Source organism: Pseudovibrio sp. W74 (genome assembly GCF_001623085.1).
In the GTDB taxonomy this organism is placed as follows: domain Bacteria; phylum Pseudomonadota; class Alphaproteobacteria; order Rhizobiales; family Stappiaceae; genus Pseudovibrio.
This window is the reverse complement of sequence record NZ_LMCJ01000023.1, coordinates 19,708-40,539: the sequence shown is the minus strand read 5'-3', so window position 1 is coordinate 40,539 and position 20,832 is coordinate 19,708. Positions and strand designations below refer to the sequence as shown.

At 48.4% G+C, this 20,832-nt stretch carries 19 protein-coding genes and 1 pseudogene; 10 read left to right on the top strand and 10 right to left on the bottom strand.

What is annotated here, in order from left to right; genetic code table 11:
* On the top strand, positions 1 to 699 hold a 699-nt coding region (locus PsW74_RS29820; RefSeq protein WP_244277871.1), incomplete at its 5' end, for an aminotransferase class III-fold pyridoxal phosphate-dependent enzyme.
* Positions 700 to 897: 198 nt separating this feature from the next.
* Positions 898 to 1,677, top strand: a complete 780-nt coding sequence (locus PsW74_RS17485) for a hypothetical protein (RefSeq protein ID WP_153041753.1) — start codon at positions 898 to 900, stop codon at positions 1,675 to 1,677.
* 926 nt (positions 1,678 to 2,603) lie between these two features.
* On the opposite strand, the gene PsW74_RS17475 is transcribed toward PsW74_RS17485, so the two are convergent.
* Positions 2,604 to 4,454: a SulP family inorganic anion transporter gene (locus PsW74_RS17475; RefSeq protein WP_208988042.1), complete on the bottom strand. Its 1,851-nt coding sequence runs from the start codon at positions 4,452 to 4,454 to the stop codon at positions 2,604 to 2,606.
* 320 nt (positions 4,455 to 4,774) lie between these two features.
* Between PsW74_RS17475 and PsW74_RS17470 the strand changes: the two genes are divergently transcribed.
* From PsW74_RS17470 to PsW74_RS17445, 6 genes are all read left to right on the top strand, one after another.
* Positions 4,775 to 5,758 carry a TAXI family TRAP transporter solute-binding subunit gene (locus tag PsW74_RS17470; protein ID WP_063289791.1) on the top strand — a complete coding sequence of 328 codons (984 nt, stop codon included), beginning with the start codon at positions 4,775 to 4,777 and terminating at the stop codon, positions 5,756 to 5,758.
* Between the two features lie 90 nt (positions 5,759 to 5,848).
* On the top strand, positions 5,849 to 6,781 hold the full coding sequence (locus PsW74_RS17465) for an aminotransferase class IV (RefSeq protein WP_063289792.1): 933 nt from the start codon (positions 5,849 to 5,851) through the stop codon (positions 6,779 to 6,781).
* A 1-nt stretch (position 6,782) separates the two neighbouring features.
* Positions 6,783 to 7,505, top strand: coding sequence for a GntR family transcriptional regulator (locus PsW74_RS17460; protein WP_063289793.1), 723 nt, complete (start codon positions 6,783 to 6,785; stop codon positions 7,503 to 7,505).
* The gene (gene proC / locus PsW74_RS17455) at positions 7,492 to 8,322 is read left to right on the top strand and encodes a pyrroline-5-carboxylate reductase (protein ID WP_063289794.1); all 831 of its coding nucleotides are present in this window, start codon (positions 7,492 to 7,494) and stop codon (positions 8,320 to 8,322) included. The genes PsW74_RS17460 and proC overlap by 14 nt, the downstream gene beginning before the upstream one ends.
* A gap of 41 nt (positions 8,323 to 8,363) precedes the next feature.
* Complete coding sequence (locus PsW74_RS17450; protein WP_063289795.1) at positions 8,364 to 10,994, top strand: TRAP transporter permease; 2,631 nt, start codon at positions 8,364 to 8,366, stop codon at positions 10,992 to 10,994.
* Positions 10,991 to 11,425, top strand: coding sequence for a universal stress protein (locus PsW74_RS17445; RefSeq protein ID WP_063289796.1), 435 nt, complete (start codon positions 10,991 to 10,993; stop codon positions 11,423 to 11,425). Before PsW74_RS17450 ends, PsW74_RS17445 begins: the two co-directional genes overlap by 4 nt.
* A 49-nt stretch (positions 11,426 to 11,474) precedes the next feature.
* On the opposite strand, the gene PsW74_RS17440 is transcribed toward PsW74_RS17445, so the two are convergent.
* The 3 genes from PsW74_RS17440 to PsW74_RS17430 all read right to left on the bottom strand — a co-directional run bounded on the left by PsW74_RS17440 (position 11,475) and on the right by PsW74_RS17430 (position 13,729).
* Positions 11,475 to 12,161: a GntR family transcriptional regulator gene (locus PsW74_RS17440; RefSeq protein ID WP_063289797.1), complete on the bottom strand. Its 687-nt coding sequence runs from the start codon at positions 12,159 to 12,161 to the stop codon at positions 11,475 to 11,477.
* Between the two features lie 283 nt (positions 12,162 to 12,444).
* Complete coding sequence (locus PsW74_RS17435) at positions 12,445 to 13,275, bottom strand: ergot alkaloid biosynthesis protein (RefSeq protein ID WP_063289798.1); 831 nt, start codon at positions 13,273 to 13,275, stop codon at positions 12,445 to 12,447.
* On the bottom strand, positions 13,268 to 13,729 hold the full coding sequence (locus PsW74_RS17430; RefSeq protein WP_063289799.1) for a nuclear transport factor 2 family protein: 462 nt from the start codon (positions 13,727 to 13,729) through the stop codon (positions 13,268 to 13,270). The genes PsW74_RS17435 and PsW74_RS17430 overlap by 8 nt, the downstream gene beginning before the upstream one ends.
* A 58-nt stretch (positions 13,730 to 13,787) precedes the next feature.
* On the opposite strand from PsW74_RS17430, the gene PsW74_RS17425 reads away from it, so the two are divergent.
* A complete protein-coding gene (locus tag PsW74_RS17425) occupies positions 13,788 to 14,414 on the top strand; it encodes a TetR/AcrR family transcriptional regulator (RefSeq protein WP_063289800.1) in 627 nt (208 codons plus the stop codon).
* An 843-nt stretch (positions 14,415 to 15,257) separates the two neighbouring features.
* On the opposite strand, the gene PsW74_RS17415 is transcribed toward PsW74_RS17425, so the two are convergent.
* The 5 genes from PsW74_RS17415 to PsW74_RS17395 all read right to left on the bottom strand — a co-directional run bounded on the left by PsW74_RS17415 (position 15,258) and on the right by PsW74_RS17395 (position 19,309).
* Positions 15,258 to 15,995: a TetR family transcriptional regulator gene (locus PsW74_RS17415; RefSeq protein ID WP_063289802.1), complete on the bottom strand. Its 738-nt coding sequence runs from the start codon at positions 15,993 to 15,995 to the stop codon at positions 15,258 to 15,260.
* A 197-nt stretch (positions 15,996 to 16,192) separates the two neighbouring features.
* Positions 16,193 to 16,966, bottom strand: a complete 774-nt coding sequence (locus PsW74_RS17410; RefSeq protein WP_063289803.1) for an ABC transporter permease subunit — start codon at positions 16,964 to 16,966, stop codon at positions 16,193 to 16,195.
* Entirely contained in the window at positions 16,959 to 17,687 is a 729-nt protein-coding gene (locus PsW74_RS17405; protein WP_063289804.1) for an ABC transporter permease, read from the bottom strand. Before PsW74_RS17405 ends, PsW74_RS17410 begins: the two co-directional genes overlap by 8 nt.
* A 51-nt stretch (positions 17,688 to 17,738) precedes the next feature.
* Complete coding sequence (locus tag PsW74_RS17400) at positions 17,739 to 18,518, bottom strand: transporter substrate-binding domain-containing protein (RefSeq protein ID WP_193775984.1); 780 nt, start codon at positions 18,516 to 18,518, stop codon at positions 17,739 to 17,741.
* Positions 18,519 to 18,520: 2 nt separating this feature from the next.
* Positions 18,521 to 19,309: an ATP-binding cassette domain-containing protein gene (locus PsW74_RS17395; RefSeq protein ID WP_063289806.1), complete on the bottom strand. Its 789-nt coding sequence runs from the start codon at positions 19,307 to 19,309 to the stop codon at positions 18,521 to 18,523.
* A 109-nt stretch (positions 19,310 to 19,418) separates the two neighbouring features.
* Here PsW74_RS17395 and PsW74_RS17390 point away from each other — a divergent pair, with 109 nt between their 5' ends.
* A complete protein-coding gene (locus PsW74_RS17390) occupies positions 19,419 to 20,216 on the top strand; it encodes a dimethylarginine dimethylaminohydrolase (protein ID WP_063289807.1) in 798 nt (265 codons plus the stop codon).
* Positions 20,217 to 20,360: 144 nt separating this feature from the next.
* Here the strand turns inward: PsW74_RS17390 and PsW74_RS30225 are convergent.
* Positions 20,361 to 20,778 (bottom strand): annotated as a pseudogene (locus tag PsW74_RS30225) (hypothetical protein).
* Positions 20,779 to 20,832: the final 54 nt, after the last annotated feature.

Below are 20,832 nucleotides of genomic sequence, written 5' to 3'. Positions count from 1 at the left end.
GAGCCGGTACTGGGAACCGGCGGGATCGTCCCACCACCAGCTGGTTATTGGGCGGCCATTCAAGCCGTTTTGAAAAAACACGATATTCTGCTGATTGCTGATGAAGTGGTGACGGGTTTTGGGCGCCTCGGATCCATGTTTGGTTCTGATCATTATGGATTGGAAGCCGACATCATCACCATTGCCAAAGGCCTGACATCCGCCTACGCACCGCTCTCCGGTTCTATTGTCTCAGACAAGGTCTGGAAGGTTCTTGAACAGGGTACTGATGAAAATGGGCCAATAGGCCATGGCTGGACGTATTCAGCTCATCCCATTGGCGCCGCAGCCGGTGTCGCAAACCTCAAATTGCTTGACGATCTGAACCTTGTTGAGAAGGCCGGTACCACTGGTGCATATCTCAACAAATCCATGAAGGAAGCTTTGGGGGATCATGCGAATGTGGGAGATGTGCGCGGCGAAGGATTACTCTGCGCCGTAGAGTTTGTCAAAGACCGCGACGACCGTAGTTTCTTCGAGGCATCCGACAAAATCGGGGCTCAAATCTCCGCAGCCTTGCTATCTCAGGACGCAGTCATCGCACGCGCAATGCCCCAAGGCGACATCCTCGGCTTCGCCCCCCCATTCTGCTTAACACACGAAGAAGCAGACACAGTCGTTGCCGCAACAGTAAGAGCAGTGAAGGCTGTATTAGATTGATACTGATTCAGTGTAGGCTGGTGTCTCAATCAGCCTACATGATCGTTCTGTTCTCAAAAGATATAGAGATCTTTATATGAGCAGATTATCTGGATTTTTAAGGAACATGAGGCAAAGTTGTGGTTTCTGAGGTCTGAGATGACAGCTATGGTTGAAGTGCGTCTCCTGCTTGTTTTCGGGTAAGCGTTGAGGTTGTGAATGCCATCATTTTCTCTCCAAAGGCTTCTGTGCCGAATGTCTTTAACCGCTTTCTCAGCTGCGGCGTTGGATATCGAAACAGCGCTTCTGGAATGTAATGCCGAGGAAGGAAAACTCTATCAGGTGCTGGAGATGTCACCCAAAAAAGGCGCTCAACTTGATACAGTGATCGCCGGCTGGTTGGACTATTTTCGACGGCACAATTCACCGCCACATCTTCTAACAGCTCTGCACGACAATCAGGCCAAGGCATCGAGGGAACTATTAGAACAAATAGCACCGGAAGAAGCCACCAAACAAGTTGTGTTTGATGCGTTTATTGCTGACCAGTTTCGAATGATTGTTTTAAGCAATAAAGGATATCGCCCAACTGCTTTGTACAGCTCTCTTATGCTGGAACGTATCGGATTTGAGCAGGAACTCTACCCCAGCGTGGCAAATTTCGGTGGTTGGAAAGTTGCAGTTCGTCCAGACCGCGTAGCTGAGCGGTTAGAAATAGCCTCTGTGCACCTTATCAAAGTTGACAAAGATCTCGGATACGGAACGTGCGATTGCACAGTCGTTGGTCGCGGTGAGCTGTCTGGAACTAAGATTACTTGGACTTATGGCGACGATTACCTTTCGAAGGGTGGAGAATCTCCCTTCTTCCGAGATACAATGCGAAACCCGTTCAGTCGTTTCTCCGATGACCGACGAGTCGAAAAAGCGCTTGATTCACTGCTCAATGGTGCGGGGAAAATGCCTTTCCTCTATGTGCTAAACGTTGATGTGTCAGATTAGATGGACCAATCGTTACGGATGAATATGTATTCAATGAGTTTGATGATCAATCATTGTCTGCGTTTTACGATCTGCTTGAAGTTTGCAACATGGATAATCGTAAAGATGTCGCTAAGACGCAAAATACCTTTTAGCAACAGATCATTATCTCAAACTTGACCGTGTTGAACGACATTTACAAGATTCATTATATGCACCTACAATACCCTAAATAAAGACTGGGGAAGCCGATTTAAGGCGATTGAAAATCACTCGAGCATAACTGTACAGTCAATCGATGAAATTCGAAGCTGGGTCAGGGGTAGTTACGCAAATGACAATTGTGATGCCAACATTGCGCGGTTCATTGTTGGCTGACTGGAACACGTTGAGGTTCGCTTCAGGCTACGATCGGTCAAATGCGTCTGTAGTGTCTAGGGCGGGCAGAGATCACGACAATGGGCTCTAGCCGTTCAATAAGCGAAGGTTTACCAAGCGGCCTGACTACTTGAGGATTCGCACTGATTCTGCTGACAAAATTCGTCTGCTTACCCCGTATGGAAATCATTGTATGCTTTCAGCTAGAGTAGATGGGTTTCTGGATACTAAAGCAACGGGTTTGTGCAAAATACTGACGGAAAACCTAATTATCTATTCGCAAACAATGTGTTTTCATTCGCAGTTAATGTGAGTTTAGTCTCTCAGATAGATGCAGATAATTAGAGTGAACAATAGAGATGTTTGCCATTCAAGTGTCAGAAAATTGCAATCCGTCACCAATAGTGGACAGTTTCATAGGAGACTTCGATACCATGTTTAAGCAATATTTCCTCCACCTCGTACAAACTCAACAAGAAGCGGCAATTGAGCTTGGGAACGTGAGCAACGATCTGGATGGAGAAGAAGAGGTGCTTGTAACTGATTGGAGCTGAAGTCTTAGGCCGGCGCTAAGCGCGAAAATTTACTTCAAACTTAATGTGAGAACTCCCTTTAAGGGCGGTTATTTCTTGTTGGTGCAGTCTGTGATCAATCCCCTTCTTGATCTCTTTTTTCTTACATTCCTCAAATATGCGATGCGAACATCCAGCACAGACTGTGTCTTCAACTTCGTTCATGGCCCGCTCAATGGCCTCTCGCTTGTTTAAGAGTAGATTGTTGATGCCAAGTTTTTCCAGAACATGTGCCTTTTTGAGTGTCTGGATGACAGGCTGGTATGTGGTGATCAGGTAAATGTCTCCGCCACGGGCTCTTATGCGGTTGGTTTCTTTCAAAAGATAATCAGCACCTGTCAGATCCATATTGCCAACGCCGCGCAAGTTGAGGATTGTTATTTTGCGCTCACCGTCCTGAAGTTCGATCTCATGAATTTTCTTTTCAACGTTCTCAACAGAACCGAAGAAGAAAGGGCCATCAATGCGAATGATGCCGATTTGAGGGCATTGGACCAGATCATAAAGATGGGCACTACGAAAACTGCGATGCTCATTATAAAGTGCGGGCGCCTGTGAGAACACATGAGGAGTAGCGCTGTTACGAAGGAAGATAAACAGAGAAGTTACAACACCTGCGACAATCGAGAACTCGAGTTGGCTGGCAATTCCAGTGAAGAAAGTTAGGCTAAAAATCAGCGTTTCACTTCGGCTCGTGGTGAGGATGTGATGGATTTCTGTTTTATTAATCAGTCGCCAGGCCACAAACATAATAATCCCTACCATTACCGGCACCGGAATGTGTTTGGCATATGGGGCAAAAAACAGCAGTAAGATCAGAAGAAAGGCCGTGGCGAAGATGGCAGCAAGCGGGGTTCGCCCTCCTGACTCCACGTTTAATGCAGAGCGGGTGAATGAACCTGAGCTAACATAGCATTTAAAGAATCCACCAATCAGATTAGACAGGCTTTGGCCAATAATTTCCTGTGTCGTATCATAATGGTCGCCTCGCCTGACGGCAAAAGCACGTCCAATTGAGATGGCTTCTAAAAGAGCGACGAAAGCGATAGTTGCCGCACCAGGCAGTAAGGTGGCGATTTCATCCAACGCGAGTGTTGGAAGATAAAAATCCGGAATGACCGACCCCAGAGGTTCAAACATTTCGACCCCGGATTGCTGCACTTCAAGAAGCCAGCCCAGACCCGTTCCACCTAACAATGCGATGAGATAGCTCGGAATGCTTTTACTGAGTTTACTGCAGACGAGGACGATTGCAAAAGTCGCCAGAGACAGCAGCGCTGCAAGACTTTGAGTTTGCCCGATACTCTCGAACACTCTGGATAACCGTTCAAACACACCACCGCCGCGTTCAACGCTGATACCGAGCGCTGGTGCAAGTTGGGACGCTGCAATCAGAAATGCAGCTGCTGCTGTAAAGCCCACCAGAACAGAATGAGAGATAAATGTTATTAAGCTGCCAAGCTTCAATATGCCTGCAGCGAGCTGAATTATGCCGACCAGGATTGTCAGGGCCAGAGCCATCCGAATATAGGTCTCAGTGCCAGCCTCTGCATGCATCGATAATGTTGTAAAAAGTACTGCAGAGATTGCTGTAGCAGGGCCGGAGACCATAACCATGGAAGAGCCAAAAAAGGCTGCAATGACCGCTGGTATCATGGCCGTAAACAGACCGTATTCTGGTGGCAGGCCAGCAATGATGGCAAATGCAACGCCTTGAGGTAGCACGATCGCTGCACCAGTAAAGCCAGCAAGCAAATCTGCTTGCAACGTTCTTCCTGAAACCTGCTGATACCAGCGGCGACGGAAGGAAATGTAACGAAAGAGGCTCTGGAATGCGGGGCGCATCATTCCTACTCCAAATCATAGATTCAGCGTCATAAGTGCGTGCGCTTAAGCAAGTCGAGCAGGGCTTGTTGTGGGACGCATGTTCACCGGACCAAGTTGTAGTTTCTGGATGTTTATCGCTGGGGCTGCCCATGAAAACACACTCCCACTAGCTCGAGTTATGGTTGTAGTCAAATATATTGTCGACAATATGACAAATTAATGATACGTCACTGCAAACGCGCTGCTATTCATAAAATTTGAAGCAGTCGGAGTCTGGCGCTAAGGGGAGCGAGGCGAAGGTCTTTGCGTCAAGCAAAGAAAGAAAAACTTGGAGGAGTGATATGAAAAAAACAGGTTTCCGTAAGAGTGTTGCTGCACTCACAGTTGCTGGTGCAATCGCGTTGCCTAACATGGCAGCTGCCGCTGAGCAGACATTCCTGACAATAGGAACTGCTGGCGTCACAGGCATTTATTACGCTGTGGGTGGTGGGATTTGTCGACTGGTGAACAAGGGGCGTCGCGATCATGGCATTAAATGCTCTGTAGAAAGCACTGGCGGCTCTGTATACAACCTGAAGAGCATTCGTGCTGGTGAACTTGAGATGGGTACTGTTCAATCAGACTGGCAGTATCATGCATACAATGGTTCCAGCGTGTTTGAAGACAACGGCCCGGACAAAGATCTGCGTTCCATTTTTTCACTTTATCCAGATACTGTTATCGTTGCAGCCCGCAAAGACACTGGCATTGAACAGCTGGAAGACTTGAAGGACAAAACTGTAAATTTGGGTAACCCAGGTTCTGGCACCCGGGCAACAGCTGACGTTCTTGTTGATGCACTTGGCTGGTCAAAGGATGACTTTGGTCTTGTCACTGAGCTTAAGTCTGCTGAGCAGTCTGCTGCACTTTGCGATGGCAACATTGATGCGTTTTTGATGGTTGCAGGAAACCCGGTGGCTAACGTTCTGGAAGCCGCAACCACTTGTGACATCAACCTCATCCCGGTCACAGGCGAAAATGTCGACAAACTGGTCGCGAGCAAAAGCTATTATGGCAGCGTTGCTATCCCAGGTGGATTGTACCGCGGCGTTGAAAACGAAGTGCCAACCTACGGTCTGGCCGCGACTTTCGTAACCTCCGCAAAAATTCCTGAAGCCACCGTTTACCAGATGGTGAAGGCAGTTTTTGAGAACTTCGAAACCTTCAAGAAGATGCATCCATCCTTTGCTGTTCTTGAGAAAGAAAAGATGGTGTCACAGGGTCTTACTGCCCCAATGCATCCAGGCGCGCTGCGTTACTACAAAGAAGCTGGCCTAATCAAATAAACCTATTCAAACAAACGATAAGAATGGACATCCAGTATCAGAGGGGTGTCCATTTACAGTTTGTGCATGTCCTCAGCAAAGTTTAGTAAAATGAACGAAAACCAAACCAGCCACTCTACTCATGATGCAGAAGAAGACCTGCGCAATCAGGATATCAAAATCTACGTAAATGGAGAGATCGTCCATAAGGATGAAGCCAAGGTGTCTGTATATGACTCAGGCTTCATGCTGGGCGATGGCATGTGGGAAGGCATGCGCCTCTATGACGGCAAGTGGGTGTTTTTTGACGAGCATATGGACCGTTTGTTCAACAGCTGTAAGTCGATATCTCTTGATATTGGAATGACCAAAGACGAAATCCTTGCGGCGATGAATGCAACGGCTGCTGCCAATGGAATGACAACGGATGCTCATTGCCGCCTGATGATTACGCGTGGCCGGAAAGCAAAACCGTTTCAGCATCCATCATTGTCTCGATATGGTCCAACTGTTGTAATCATTGCAGAACACTCCAGGCCTGTTAACAGCTTACAAAAACAGGGCATTCGTCTGGCAACAGTCCCTCAGGTACGCGGGCTGCCAATGAGCCAAGATGCTAAGTACAACAGCCATTCAAAGCTGAACTGTGTGATTGCCTGTTTGCAGGCCGAGCAGGCAGGAGCAGACGAAGCGCTGATGCTTGATCCGCATGGCTTCGTAAACACTACAAATGCTTGTAACTTCTTTATTGTACGTCGAGGCGAAGTTTGGACATCAACCGGTGATTACTGCATGAATGGCGTGACGCGCCAGAAAGTTATTGATGTATGCCGGGAAAATGACATTCCCGTTTATGAAAAGAATTACTCCCTCTATGAAGCGTACGGTGCGGATGAAGCTTTCCTGACAGGTACGTTTGGGGCACAAACACCTGTGGCGTCCATCGATGGCAAGACTAATGGTGAGCACGAAGGCGCGGGCCCGCTAACGCAGAAAATTCAGAGGCTTTACAAAGAGCTCATCCGACGCAACATCGCAGCATGACATGCTGAAACTCGCAGGCCTGCAGCCCATCAAAAGCAACACTCTGCGAGATCAGGCTGTAACACTGATTAAGCAGATGATCGTCGATGGTGTTTTTGAACCAGATCAGCGCTTGACCGAAGCAAACCTGTCTGATGCCCTGGGCATCAGCCGGGGGCCTTTGCGCGAAGCGATCCGGGATCTGGTGGATGCAAGGCTACTAATATCATTACCTTACAAAGGTATTTTTGTTCGCTCGGTAAGCCGTAAAGATCTGGAAGAAATCTATACCTTACGCAGGACTCTGGAGGTCAGTGCTTTCAAGCAATGCTGGGAGAAAAGGACCTCTCAATCCCGAGCAGATTTATATCGTTTGCATAAGCGTTTACTGCAGGAAATCTCTTCCGGCGAGGAGCCTGACACCGCGATTGCGTTTGAATTTGAGTTGCACAACTGGTGCTACCAGCTCTCTGAAAATGCGCTGCTCATTCAATGCTGGGAACGTCTCAAGCCAAGCCTGCAGTATTACTTCCTCTTGCACCAGCGCGCGCACAATCGTGCAGGCCCTTTCGAAGATGCTCATGAACGCTATGTCGAGCTGGCGTGTGGAAAGGACCTTGACGCTATGATTTTGCATCTGGAAGAGCATTTGCAGCAAGGATTGATTCAAACAATTCAATGGTTGCCTGGTGCGGCAGGCTCCGACCAAGAAAATATAGGGGAGCGACATCATGCAATTAAATAGCCTGAGCGTGCTGCTGATTGGTTGCGGCAAAATGGGCTCTGCACTTTTGAAAGGTTGGCTTAGCAACGGGCTACGCCCAGACCTTACAACTGTATATGAGCCATATCCCTCACAATGGCTTTCCGGTTTGGTCAGTCAAGGTCTTCAGTTGAACGCTCAGCCAGAGGCAAAGCCGGACATTGTTATTCTTGCAACCAAGCCGCAGATCATGGAAACCGCAGTGCCTAAATGCAGGCTATTCGGCAACGGGTCCACTATTTTCCTTTCGATTGCTGCTGGCACGCTTTTCTCTTCACTTGAGAAGATGCTAGGCGAGAAAACACCGATCATCCGGGCCATGCCAAATACGCCTGCTGCGATCTCTCGTGGTATTTCTGGAATTGTCGCAAATGAACAGGTCAACGACTTTCAGTTGGCGCTGGCACAGAACCTGATGGCAGCTGTAGGCGCAACAGTTCTGCTTGAAAATGAACAGCAAATGCACGCAGTCACCGGACTTTCCGGTTCTGGGCCAGCCTATATTTTTGCGATGACGGAAGCGATGACACAAGCAGGTATTGACGCTGGCCTGCCGACTAAGATTGCTGAGAAGCTTGCAAGAAACACCGTCGCAGGTGCTGGACACCTAATGCTGGAAAGCGGTGAAGAAGCTTCCGCTCTGAGGGAGCAGGTTACGTCTCCCAATGGAACAACCTACGCAGGACAAAAAGCTTTAGAGCGCGCAAATACGGGTCTTGGAGATTTGATGTCCAAAACAATCAGAGCAGCTCAGCAACGCTCTGAAGAACTTGCACAAAAGTCAGCTGACTATGAATAGAGATAGTCAGCTGGGGCATCATTTCGCATTGGGAGAGGGTAATGATACGGGATACAATAGAAGCAACTGAGTACACGGAAAGGGAACTGCAGGATCTTGTCGCATCCTCAGATTCGGGCTCACGCAACCCAACGGGGTCACTGGCACTTTTCATCAGTATTATTGCAGTTCTCTGGTCGTTATTTCAGGTGGTGCTTGCTTCACCGGTTGTGAACCATTTGCTGCCGGGGGACCTGATCAATAACTCTCGTCAGATACACCTGGCGTTTGCAATGTTCCTTGCTTTCATGGTCTATCCTGCGGTCGCATCGAGTCCTCGCAACTATATTCCTGTACAGGATTGGGTGTTTGCAATAGCCGGAACGTTTACCGCGCTTTATGGACTGGTTTTTTACGAGAAAATCGTACGCGCTGGCGGCATTGCCGATGAAACAGATAAATGGGTCGCATTGGCTGGTCTGTTTTTTGTCTTCGAGGCAGCGCGCCGTGCTTTAGGTCCTGCGCTGGCAGTGATCGCCAGTGTATTCCTCACTTATATCTTCTTTGGTTCCTCCGAATGGGTTCCGGAAGTTATTCGCTGGAAGGGAGCCTCCCTGACGAAAGCTATGAGCCATTTATGGATTACTTCAGAAGGAGTTTTCGGGCTGGCTTTGGGCGTTTCAACCAAGTTCGTCTTTCTGTTCGTCTTGTTTGGCGCTTTGCTGGAAAAAGCAAGGGCAGGCAATTATTTCATCAAACTTGCCTTTGGCGCACTTGGTCACCTGAAAGGGGGACCTGCAAAAGCCGCTGTTTTGGGATCGGCTGCTACCGGCCTGATCTCTGGTTCCTCAATTGCAAATGTTGTGACGACAGGCACTTTTACAATTCCTCTCATGAAACGTGTTGGGTTTACATCTGAGAAGGCCGGAGCGGTAGAAGTTGCCTCATCGGTGAATGGCCAGATCATGCCACCAGTTATGGGGGCCGCTGCATTCCTTATGGTTGAGTATGTGGGTATTCCGTATGTGCAAGTAATCACACATGCTTTCCTGCCAGCAGCAATCTCTTATATCGCATTGGTGTATATCGTGCATCTTGAGGCGGTAAAGCAGAACATGCCAACACTCGGCAATCGTGCTGTTTCCCTTCTCAGCACAATAATGGGCATGTTCTTGTTTTTCGGCGGATTTGCCGCAATTTGCTATGCGGTGAAGTACCCGGTTGCATTCATCAGTTCGCTGGTTCCTGAACAGGCCAGCTGGATTTTGGCGCTGATGATGGTTGCAGCTTACATTGCCTTAGTGTGGGTGGCAGCTCGACATAAGGATCTTGAACCGGATGACCCGCATTCTCAGAATGTTGAGCTACCGGTTGTCAGTGAGATTTATCAGACCGGCCTCTATTACTTGCTCCCCATTATCGTACTCGTCTACTTCTTGATGGTCGAGCAAAAGTCTCCGGGGTTCTCCGCCTTCTGGTCAACCGTGCTGCTCTTTGTGATCCTGTTGACGCAGAGACCGTTGAAAGCATTCTTTCGTGGTCAGTCTAGTCTGAGCCAGGAGTTGTTCTCGGGCGTTAAAGACCTGATTGCGGGCCTTAATGATGGCGCTCGTAATATGACAGGTATCGGTCTTGCTACCGCCACAGCAGGTGTGATCGTCGGAACAGTTACACTGACCGGAGTTGGCCAGGTTATCGCTGATCTGGTTGAGTTCCTCTCCGGAGGCAATCTGATCGCCATGCTTCTGCTTGTGGGTTTTTTATCTCTGTTTCTTGGAATGGGCTTACCGACAACCGCAAACTATATCGTGGTATCATCACTTCTTGCTGGTGTTGTGGTGGAGCTCGGCGCGCAATCTGGCCTGATTGTGCCGCTCATTGCAGTCCATCTGTTTGTCTTTTACTTCGGCATTATGGCGGATGTGACACCGCCGGTTGGTCTTGCTTCTTTTGCTGCTGCTGCGGTTTCCGGAGGCGATGCGATCAAGACGGGCTTTACCGCATTTTTCTATAGTTTGCGGACTGTTGCTCTCCCGTTTGTGTTCATTTTTAACACGGATTTGCTGCTGATTGATGTGGGCCTTTTTGAAGGTATTGTAGTCTTCATTGTCGCGGCTATCGGGATGCTGGTGTTTACCGCCGGGACTATGGGGTGGTTCATTACTCGCAGTCGGTTTTACGAAAGCATCGCACTTGTGTTGATCGCCTTTGCGTTGTTCCGGCCGGGTTTCTTCATGGACCGGATTGATCCTCCCTTTGAAGATTATGCACCGCAACAGCTTTCTGAAGTGATGGCTGGGTTGAAGGAAGGCGAAAAACTACGCCTTGTCATCAGTGGACCCGACTTCGATACACTAAAGGAAAAGAAGTACACCCTAATTGCAGAAGCCGAGCCAGTTAGCGCAACGGCAGGATTGGGGGGCGGCCGTTTAGAAGCACTCGGTCTGATGACGGTTAACGAAAGTGACAAAGTGCTGCTGGAGGAACCTTTCGTGGGGACGCCTTTCTACAATGACTTGAGCACCTTTGACTTTTACGGAGATACCCCTGTGGTGATCAGCAGTGTTAAAGCTCAGGCCGACCAACTCCCGAAAGAACTCATATATTTTCCAGCGCTCCTTTTGCTCGCGGGTATTGCCTTTATGCAAAGCAGACGAGAGCGTGAAACCTATCGGCAGGAGGTGTGCGCATGACACGCCGGATTCTTTGCGCTATTGACGTCAATCAACCACAGATAGAAGAGCACGTTTTGGAAGATGCTATCATCCAAGCCAGAACCTGTGATGCGCATCTGGATATTTTAAGTGTCCTGCCTGACTATGGAACTAGTTTTGTAGGGAGTTTTTTCTCAGCGGAGCATCACCGGGAAGCCATCGATGAAGCCAAAAGGCTCCTCGATGCCTTGGTTGAGAAGAAACTGGGAGCGGAGCCCGATCTTGTTGTTAGGAAAATCATCGGAACCGGTGTTGCATATGAGCAAATACTGAAGACTGCTGAGACAACAGAGTGTGGTTTGATCGTGCTCGGCGCACATAAGCCAAACTTCCAGGACTACCTGCTTGGACCGAACTCTGCGCGGGTAGTAAGACACGCTAAGTGTTCCGTGTACATCGTACGCCAGTAACAAATCCCAGGCTCGGCACTTTGGTTCCGGGCCTGTTTTATCCAGGTCTTTAAGCCACTGTCTCTTTGTACTGGGCAATGAAATTGAGCGTTTTCTGCAACCCTTGTTGCATGTGGTCATCCAGATGCTTCAAAAGCATATCAAGGTCATCACCACACGCGAGCTTTACGTAGGCATCATGGCTCCCTCTGGAAGGGCCGCTTCGACTATGAGCTTTTTGATGCAAGGTGAAATAGAATTGGAGGTTGGGTAATAGTCTGGCCCACTCTGCCTGTAACAGCTCATGGCCACTCAACTCATAACACCAACTGTGCAATTTTAGCTCCTGCTCAATAGCCAGTAGCGGATCGTTTGCTTCAATTGCTGAAATTAATGCTGAATGCCGTGCTTTTAAATCATCGCATGTTGCTGCACTGCGCTTATCCCAGCTTTGCTCGAAGGCAAATTTCTCAAGCGCTGTACGCAGTGAATAAAGCTCTTCGAGGTCTTTTGGAGTCACTGTTCTGACAAATAATCCCTTGTAAGGAACGCTTTGTAACAGGCCAATATCTACCAGTTCCCGAATTGCTTCCCGCAAAGGTGCTCGACTGACCCCTAACTGTGTCGCCAATTCGGTTTCTGTAAGACGCGTACCGGGAGGAAGTTGAGCACTTATGATGAGATCTCGCAGTCCTCGAACAATTTGCCCTCTGCGGGTTTGATCCGTAAGCGGCATAATTTTGCTATATGCGGACATGCATACTTCCTTCAAAGGGGCTTAAGCATTTGCCAATTGGCTATAATGGTCAATCACTAACAATCAAATGAGAAACAAAGTCATAGCACCTGCCACTCAAATCCGCCAGCATCGGAGTTCATGTAAATGGAGGGCAGTATACAAACGCATTCTAAGGCTCGGTTGGAAAACATGACTTAGAGCGCACTTTGTGTGACTTCAGGGTTTTCTTATTAGATTTTTTCGCTCTGCAGAGTTTGTCGGCAGTAGGTTTGATGGGCAACTACTTTCTGATGTATGTGGCTTACCAGACCTGCTTTTCTCGTAGAATAAAGGCTTGCATGCTTTGTGGGGCTCGCCCTGTCAAATCCTTAACGCAACTGGTTACTCTGTTTTCTGAGCCTTGAGATATATTAATATCCATTCCAGCGAGGATCTCAGCGTATTCTTGTGGCAGCCCGCCTCTCTTGAGGTGCTCTATAAGTTGTTCCAAAGTTAATTGAACATGGTCGATCTTACGAGCAAGCACTTTACTGAGCTGTGCAGCTACATCGCTGTAACTCAATGCCTCAGGGCCTGTCAGGATAAAGTCTGAGTTTGCACTTTGCTCCGATAAGAGAGCAGCAACGGCACACTCAGCGATGTCTGCGGTATCGATAAAACCAACACGTCCTTCACCAGTCGCAGAGTAAATTGCACTCTCTTCACGGATAGTAGGGAGATGCTGTTGCTCCGAAAAATTCTGCATAAACCATGTTGGTCGCAAAACTGTCCATTCTCTGGCGTTGAGAGCCAACCAATCATGGACCTGCCCCATCATCGGCCCACCACGTTCAAGTGATGAGGCGCTGAGTAGAACGAAACGTTGTACACCTGCTTTAAGAGCGGTCTCCAGGATTGGTGGCACAACCTTTTCGTGGTCACTCGTGTTGGTCGGAGCAACGACATATGCGGCGCGTACGCCCTCGAAAGCTGGTGCAGAAGCTGTGGGGTTCATCCAGTCGAACGAAACATGATTTGTCTCTCGCGGATTTCGAGTGCCTATGCGAAATGTAACCTTCTTCGCCTTAAGGCTTTCTGCGACATATCGGCCAGTTTTACCTGTGCCGCCTATAACCAGGATCCTATCAGTCATCGGTATCTCCTTTAAGCGTTGTACTTAATTGTTCACCGTTTCCGATGGCCTCGATAACGGCAAGAGGGTTCCAATAGTCTTTGTATCGGGTGATGAAACCATCTTTGATATCGATCACTGAGACGTAGTCTTGATCGTACCGCTTACCTGTCGCTTTACCGAAGCCTTTGCAGCTAAACTCAATCACCGCATATGTGCAATCTCTTGAGAGAAGCGTGCGTTCAAGTGACATGCTTTCAATTGTCAATAACTGTGAGACCTTCGGTAAGTAATCTGCAAGCGCTTGTTTGCCTTGCAGTGCATCAATTCCTCCTGCTGGAGCAAAAGGGAACTCGAATAAAACATCCGCTGACATCATATCGAGAAATGTTTCTGCTTCTGGAGAGATTGCCTCACCCAGTGCACTACGCAGTAAGGAAGAAAGGCTCGGGAATAAGTCAGAAGTATTTGACATAACTCTGTGCTCTTTTAGAATGGAACGATACTGTATCGTACCTATAAGGAGTGTTTCGATGGAACTCAAGAGTACTGTCCAAAAAAGTGATGGACTTAAACGTAAGCCAACTGGTGCAGCCGTGATGCGCACTGACATCACAGAGACATTATTCAAGTCGCTTTTTGAGGAGTGGGCCCAATGCGGGTACTCGTCGATCAGTCTTGAGCGTGTCGCAGCAAGAGCAGGATGTGGCAAAGCAGCTATCTATAGAAGATGGCCTTCTAAACTCAGCTTTGCCTCTGACGCGATTAAAGCTGCCAGCTTCGTACTGACAGACATTACAGATCATGGTTCTTTAGAAGCCGATCTTACAGCTTATCTTTTGATGATGCGCCGAGCGTTGAGACATAAGAAGGTCCGTCTGATTTTTGCGGATCTGGTCGCAGAACGGTCTCGCGCGGGTGAGTTACTCCCAATTGTCGAGGAACTATCAACTTTCCGCAGAGGTAAAGGTGAAGAGTTACTTGATCGTGCGATTAAACGCGGAGAACTCCCAGGGAAGATTGATATTGAACTCGCAATGGATATGATCCCATCACCGTTGTACTGGCGGATGGTTGTTTTAGGCCAGCATGTTAGCAAGACAACGATTATAAAACAGGTGCAAATGTTAATAGCTGCGATCAGTTGCGAAATGAAATAACCAGTCTACTGAAGGTACCGGACCGCACTGCTGTTCAAAGGCTTCAGCAATCGCTATATCTTCAGCAAGATTGAGGTGGAGCTTATCGAGGCTCTCTGGCTTGGAACCGAACCAGCCGGTTGGCCCCAAGAAGTTGGTGTTAGTGCTGGAATTGCTCGACCTTCACTTATTCCGCTAGAAGCTTGTTGACGGCTTTCAATTCAGCTAAGTCATCCCAAGATGATACCCAGATCCTTGAGCTACTGTTTTATACAGTATACTATGCATAAAGGTAAGAGATAGTAAGATTAAATCACTGCGGCTATTGTTCTATCTGGATGCTGAAAACGCCCATGTCTTCACCGGTATGCGCCACTCGATCCCTTCAAGAAGTAACGAGAGTTGGATTGCAGAAATATAGACTTAGCCTTGCTTAGTTGCTGAGCATTTAAGAGGCCCTCGCTCAAAGCTTTTGAACGCGCCCTGACTATCCCACCAGATGATCTGGCAAATAGCGCCTGAACACAGCGACCGTCCGCCTTCAAATTCTGACACCATGCTGCAAATGCGAGTTGGTTCAGAACTGAGCACGGCAGAAAGGCCAAAAACGGACATTAGCGTACTTTTAGATGAGGTTGAGATAGGTATGTCCGAAAATTCTACAGCAGTTCTTAAGAGCGATCTGTAATTATTTAGTTGGCCACTAACGCTATATATGCGCCACATACGGCCTCTAGCAAATTCAAATCTCCGATCTACAATGCTACGTCTCCTGAGGCCTGAGGAACGTCGTTAAGTTTGATCTTAAACATGCGCGAGGGTAATCGGTTTGTTCACCAGCGCACTTGTTTCACTTTTAGGAGCCTAATTTCTGGTCCCCAGTAGGTCGATCCGCAATAATGAGCTGAAGCACTCCAGGCCGACTTGCTCCAGCTCACCCTCTTCAAAAACGTGAGGTAAAGCGCCGCCTTCCAGCCACAGGCCGTCCAGGATCGCATTTCCAGCTATGCTAAGGCGTCTGAGTTCTTGTTCACTCACTATCCTGCCTGCTTCAAACAAAACATCAGAAATCAATTTTTTCAGGTGTAAGCGAAGCAGGTTGTAGCTTCGTTCGTGACTCTCTGTCATGTCCTTGTTGTGAAGTAAGGTTTCGAAGAAGCCAGCCCATATGGCAATCGAGTCATGACTTGTAACTGGCTCTTCCAAAGAGACCTTGATAAAGTTGGACATTCGCTCAGCGGCAGTCTCTTCACCGCGAGATGCTTCATCTGCAATGTGGACCAGATTGCCCATGTAGGCTTCATAGGCAGCTGCAATGAGCTCGTCTTTCTTTGCAAAATAGTACCTGATAAGCCCTTGGGTGACGTTTGCTTCTCTTGCTATTTCTCGCACGGTGGCCGACTGAACACCTCCACGGGCAATAACACGCAAAGTTGCGGCGATAAGATCAGCTCGCCTCGTATCTGTATTTTCCTGACGGATTTTTCCAGATTTGTCCTGCATTTCTGTAAGCATACCCAAGAGTAAAAACCAGCAACTTGTATTCATGCGAAACAGACAAGTGGCCGTAAAGTTAAATTTATTACCAGGCTGTGCACCCATCAGACGTATCTATCATGACTGACTAAGCCTTGATGAAAACTTGGCTCATGTGAAACCGCAATAAGTTCAAAGATATCAAAATGATCTCTTGTTTTCAACTTATCCTAGTAAAGAGGCGTGGCACCAGTTCCTTAAATCTCAACTTTTCTTTGGTGAATTTAGTTGTGGTCATCCGTGTTTGAGCATATTTTCCATTATCACCCTCTTGCAGGAAGCTTGTTTTCTAGAAGCCGGAATGCGAATGCAATACCGCCGGCAAGTATTAGGTAGATCAGCGCGAGCATCAACAGAGGTTCGTAGATGATGAACGTCTCCTGGCGAATACGCCCAAACATCGCATAAACGTCAACAACAGCAATGGTTGCAACCAACGGCGTTGCTTTGAGTTGCAATATAAGTTCCCCACCCAAGGTTGGTAGTACTCGTTGAACTGCCCTTGGCAACCAAATGCGACGTAGAATTGTAAACGGATGCATTCCGATGGCATGCGCTGCTTCTAGCTCTCCGCGAGGAACGCCCTTAAAAGCACCTCGCATTACTTCACCTTCATAGCCTGCAAACGACAATGTAAGAGCGACAAACGCATAAGGCCACGCCTCAATCAAGTAAGGCCAAAGCCAGCTTTGTCGTAATCCGGGCATGTAGGGGAATAAAGATCCCAAACCGTAATAGAGAACCCACATCTGCAACAAGATTGGCGTTCCGCGGATCAGCGTGCAAAAGCTCATCGCGAGCCAAGCCAGCAGGCGAGGTCCAGTGACTTGCACAAGCCCAATCGGCACCGCAAGCAAAAAACCAGCAACGATCGAGCTCACCAGCAACGCAATGGTGATCCAAAGTGCATCTAGAATCTCAGAACTGTATTTAGGCAGCCAAGCCCAATCCATCATAAATGCGAAGGTCAACACAAGCACTGCAGCGAGGAGAACCATAATCAAGCGATGGGGCTTCATAAGAGTTTGCTCAGGCATAACGCGTTCCCCGGCTCACTCGATTTTCCAACCATTTAAAAAGCTGTGTGGAGACCAATGTCACCATCAGGTACAACCCTCCAGCAGCGAGCAGGAACAGGAAGTAATGCTTTGTTGCACCGGATGCCTGACGCGCTGCCAAGGTCAATTCTGTAAAACCAACAACCGCTAGCAATGCAGTATCTTTGGTTGCGATCAGCCATAAATTTGAGAGGCCCGGAATAGCAGCAGGAAGCATTTCAGGAATTGTAATTCGGTGGAATATGCGTAGCGGATGCATACCAAAGCTGTGCGCAGCTTCGATGTGCCCAACCGGTACAGAGGCTATGGCACCACGAAAAACCTCGGTTGCATAAGCGCCTTGAACAAACCCTATAACAAGCACACCTGCAGCAAAACCGTTGATTTCGATCCTGCCAAACCCAGCGACTGAGAGCACATTGTTGAGCAATTCAGGTAGTGCGAAGTAGGCCAACAAGATTAAGACCAACTCAGGGATGGCACGAACAAAGGTAGTGTAAACGGACATGAGATCCCGAGCGACTGGACCACCGGACCGCTTCAGTGTTGCACCCCCAAGACCGATCACGATACCAATCGCATACCCAAGCAAGGCAACTTGCAAAGATACGACGAGTCCATCCAACAAAGCTCCCCCCCAACCCGGAGGTTCCAAAGAGAGCAGTTCGGCAGCACTCATTTCCCGATAGTTAGTTGCCATACAGTTCTCCCAAGCCAGCAGAGGGAGGCCCCTCTACTGGCAATCCGATACTTATTCGCCGAAGATATTGAAGTTGAAGTAGTTGGCAGTGATTTTATCGTAGGTGCCATTTGCGCGGATTGCATCAATGGCATCATTGAGCTGAGATTTCAGCTCGTCATTGCCTTTGCGAAGACCAAAACCAACTCCCTGGCCATGAATGGAAACGTCAGCTGCAACCAAGCCAGCGTCGTTACAGCAGATCTCACCTTCAGACGATTTCAGGAACTCGTCGAGAACTAAAACATCGGCCAAGGTGCCATCAATCCGACCTGCAAAAAGGTCTTGATTAGCTTCGTCCTGAGTTTGATATTCACGGATCTTGGCATCTGGGAAATGTTTTAAAGCGTATGCTTGGTGGATAGACCCAGACTGTACACCCATGATTTTGCCTGAAACCCCCTCGGGAGTTGGAGTAACACCACTGCCTTTACCAATCGCGATAGATGCGCCGGTCTGATAATACTTATTGGAGAAATCAATGACCTTAAGGCGTTCTTCATTGATGCTCAAAGATGCGCCAATAATATCAATGGATTCAGCAGTTAAAGATGGAATGATACTATCCCACGCGGATGCAACGATTTTACAATCCAGTTTGGCCTCTTCACAAACTGCATTGATGATATCAATCTCCCAACCGGTGTAGTTCCCGGTTGCATCCGGCGTGGAGAATGGCGGGTAAGCCTCTGTTGCGATGCCAACGCGAACAGGCTCTGCAGCTGCCGCTGTTGCATACCCAGCAACAGCAAGCGCGAATAGAGTAGATTTGATTTTCATTTTTCCTCCCAGTATTAATTGATAGATTGAATAAACTGCTTTAAACGCTCGGACTTTGGGGCCTGAAAGATCTCTTCAGGTGTTCCCTGTTCTTCAATTTGCCCCTGATTGAGGAAAATCACTTTATCGGCAACTTCTGCAGCAAACTTCATTTCGTGCGTGACGATGATCATGGTTCGGCCTTCCTCAGCGAGGCCTTGCATTACAGTCAAAACTTCACCCACCAGCTCAGGATCAAGAGCGGATGTTGGTTCATCAAAGAGCATGACCTCCGGATCGACGGCCAACGCACGTGCGATAGCGCCGCGTTGTTGCTGACCACCTGACAGATACGCGGGATACATCTCACGGCGTTCAGTGAGGCCAACACGCTCAAGTAAGTGATGTGCAATTTCGCGTGCTTCATTTTTGGGCCGTCCCAGCACCTGCACCTGAGCTTCCATTACATTTTGCTCAAGTGTCATATGCGGCCACAGATTAAAGCTCTGAAACACCATCCCTAAGCGACTGCGTAACCGGCGCAGCTGGCGTCTATCGGAAACTTCTGGGTTTCCTTGTTTGTCAAATTTTAAGTGGACTTCTTCGCCAAGCAACTTGAGTAGACCAGCACTGCTTGGTGTCTCAAGTAGGTTGAGGCAACGAAGAGTAGTCGATTTACCTGAGCCACTCCCCCCAATCAGCGAAATCACTTCACCAGGTCGAGCGATGAGATCAATTCCCCGCAGGACTTCGAGCTGCCCAAAGGATTTATGCAGATCATTCACTTCAATGACTGGTGATGGTTGTTTATCGCGGCCCGGCAATGCGCCTCTCCCAATTTATACGATTGAATAAATTTATGCATGCGCATAAACTAGGTGTCAATACTAATATTGATTCAGTCTGAAATTGGCGCAAAACAGGGAGAAAATCTTGACTAAGCGTTCTTACACATTCACCCACGCGATCACTCGCACACCGGGTCAGTCCATCACACAGGGCCTTCGTGCGGTGGATGTTGGCGCACCTGATCATGAAGTTTTCCTCAAGCATCACGATGACTATGTGGCCGCATTAGAATCCACCGGAGCGACAATCATCACGCTTGATGCAATGGAAGAATTTCCTGATTCTGTCTTTGTTGAAGATGCTGCGCTTTGCCTGCCAGAGGTTGCTATTGCAATGCGCCCCGGTGCTTCAAGCCGTCTAGGAGAAGCTGCAGCTATGATCCCAAACCTTGAAAAACTGTATGATACAGTGCTCACTATTCAAGGCGAAGGGTTTATTGATGGTGGGGACATCCTCACTACCGAACGTGAAATTCTCATCGGCACATCTGCACGAACCGACACGGCAGGGATCGAAGAACTGCGCGAAATGGTCGCCCCGTGGAACTACAAGGTTCGTGAGTTACAAACTCCAGAGGGTGTTCTCCACTTCAAAACCGATTGTTCCTTACTTGATGAGGAAACCATCCTTTCCACGAAGCGTTTGGATGCATCTGGTTGTTTTGAAGGTTATCGTGTCCTGCACACCGCAGAAGGTGAAGAAGCCTGCGCAAACTCCATTCGATTTAACGATCTTGTACTGATGCCAGATGGCTTCCCGAAAACCGAAGAACTTCTGGTAAAAGAAGGCTACAACATCCGCAAGATTGGCAACTCCGAAGCAGCAAAACTAGACGGCGGCATGTCATGCCTATCACTACGTTTCTCACCGCCAGTGATGTAAGCCAAAGCATTGCTTCCAAGCTGAAAAAATTGATCTGTAGTTGAGAAGTCGCGCTGGCTGAGTAATTCGTTGTGTAGCGTGCATGTCTGCACATGGTCAACCGCACACTTTAGCGAAATTCGCCCAAGTGTGCGGTGTGATACATCAAAGCTGATGTTCATTGGCTCCGATTAGTTGAGCAAAAGCTCGGACAGTGTTGACCAGCAAATAGGAGATTGTTAAAGGCCCGACGCCTCCAGGAACAGGAGTGATAGCGCTTGCGACTTCACTAACGGCATCGAAATCCACATCACCAACGATACCAGATTTTCCGTTACCTAAATCACGCAGGCGATTAACACCAACGTCAATCACTACGGCAATTGGCTTTCACCAAATGCGGAGCCCCTGCTGCGGCCACGATAATGTCTGCAGCGCGAACTTTACCTTCGATATCGTGGCTAAGGTGGTGAACTGAGGTGACGCTACAGCCTTGCTGAAGCAAAAGCTCCGCCATAGGTTTCCCAACAATGTTGGAGCACCCAATAACAGTCGCATCCTTTCCATGAAAGTCGTCGATCACCGTCTTTAAGAGGCGCAGGCAACCTTGAGGTGTGCAAGGAGCCAGTGCATCCTG

What these genes read in the sequence shown, in the direction of transcription:
- PsW74_RS17465 (WP_063289792.1), top strand. Translation starts at nt 5,849, where the DNA reads ATGAACGAAAACCAAACCAGCCACTCTACTCATGATGCAGAAGAAGAC.
- PsW74_RS17425 (WP_063289800.1), top strand. Translation starts at nt 13,788, where the DNA reads ATGGAACTCAAGAGTACTGTCCAAAAAAGTGATGGACTTAAACGTAAG.
- PsW74_RS17410 (WP_063289803.1), bottom strand. Translation starts at nt 16,966, where the DNA reads ATGCCTGAGCAAACTCTTATGAAGCCCCATCGCTTGATTATGGTTCTC.
- proC (WP_063289794.1), top strand. Translation starts at nt 7,492, where the DNA reads ATGCAATTAAATAGCCTGAGCGTGCTGCTGATTGGTTGCGGCAAAATG.
- PsW74_RS17475 (WP_208988042.1), bottom strand. Translation starts at nt 4,454, where the DNA reads ATGATGCGCCCCGCATTCCAGAGCCTCTTTCGTTACATTTCCTTCCGT.
- PsW74_RS17445 (WP_063289796.1), top strand. Translation starts at nt 10,991, where the DNA reads ATGACACGCCGGATTCTTTGCGCTATTGACGTCAATCAACCACAGATA.
- PsW74_RS17430 (WP_063289799.1), bottom strand. Translation starts at nt 13,729, where the DNA reads ATGTCAAATACTTCTGACTTATTCCCGAGCCTTTCTTCCTTACTGCGT.
- PsW74_RS17440 (WP_063289797.1), bottom strand. Translation starts at nt 12,161, where the DNA reads ATGTCCGCATATAGCAAAATTATGCCGCTTACGGATCAAACCCGCAGA.
- PsW74_RS17485 (WP_153041753.1), top strand. Translation starts at nt 898, where the DNA reads ATGCCATCATTTTCTCTCCAAAGGCTTCTGTGCCGAATGTCTTTAACC.
- PsW74_RS17435 (WP_063289798.1), bottom strand. Translation starts at nt 13,275, where the DNA reads ATGACTGATAGGATCCTGGTTATAGGCGGCACAGGTAAAACTGGCCGA.
- PsW74_RS17415 (WP_063289802.1), bottom strand. Translation starts at nt 15,995, where the DNA reads ATGGGTGCACAGCCTGGTAATAAATTTAACTTTACGGCCACTTGTCTG.
- PsW74_RS17470 (WP_063289791.1), top strand. Translation starts at nt 4,775, where the DNA reads ATGAAAAAAACAGGTTTCCGTAAGAGTGTTGCTGCACTCACAGTTGCT.
- PsW74_RS17460 (WP_063289793.1), top strand. Translation starts at nt 6,783, where the DNA reads ATGCTGAAACTCGCAGGCCTGCAGCCCATCAAAAGCAACACTCTGCGA.
- PsW74_RS17450 (WP_063289795.1), top strand. Translation starts at nt 8,364, where the DNA reads ATGATACGGGATACAATAGAAGCAACTGAGTACACGGAAAGGGAACTG.
- PsW74_RS17405 (WP_063289804.1), bottom strand. Translation starts at nt 17,687, where the DNA reads ATGGCAACTAACTATCGGGAAATGAGTGCTGCCGAACTGCTCTCTTTG.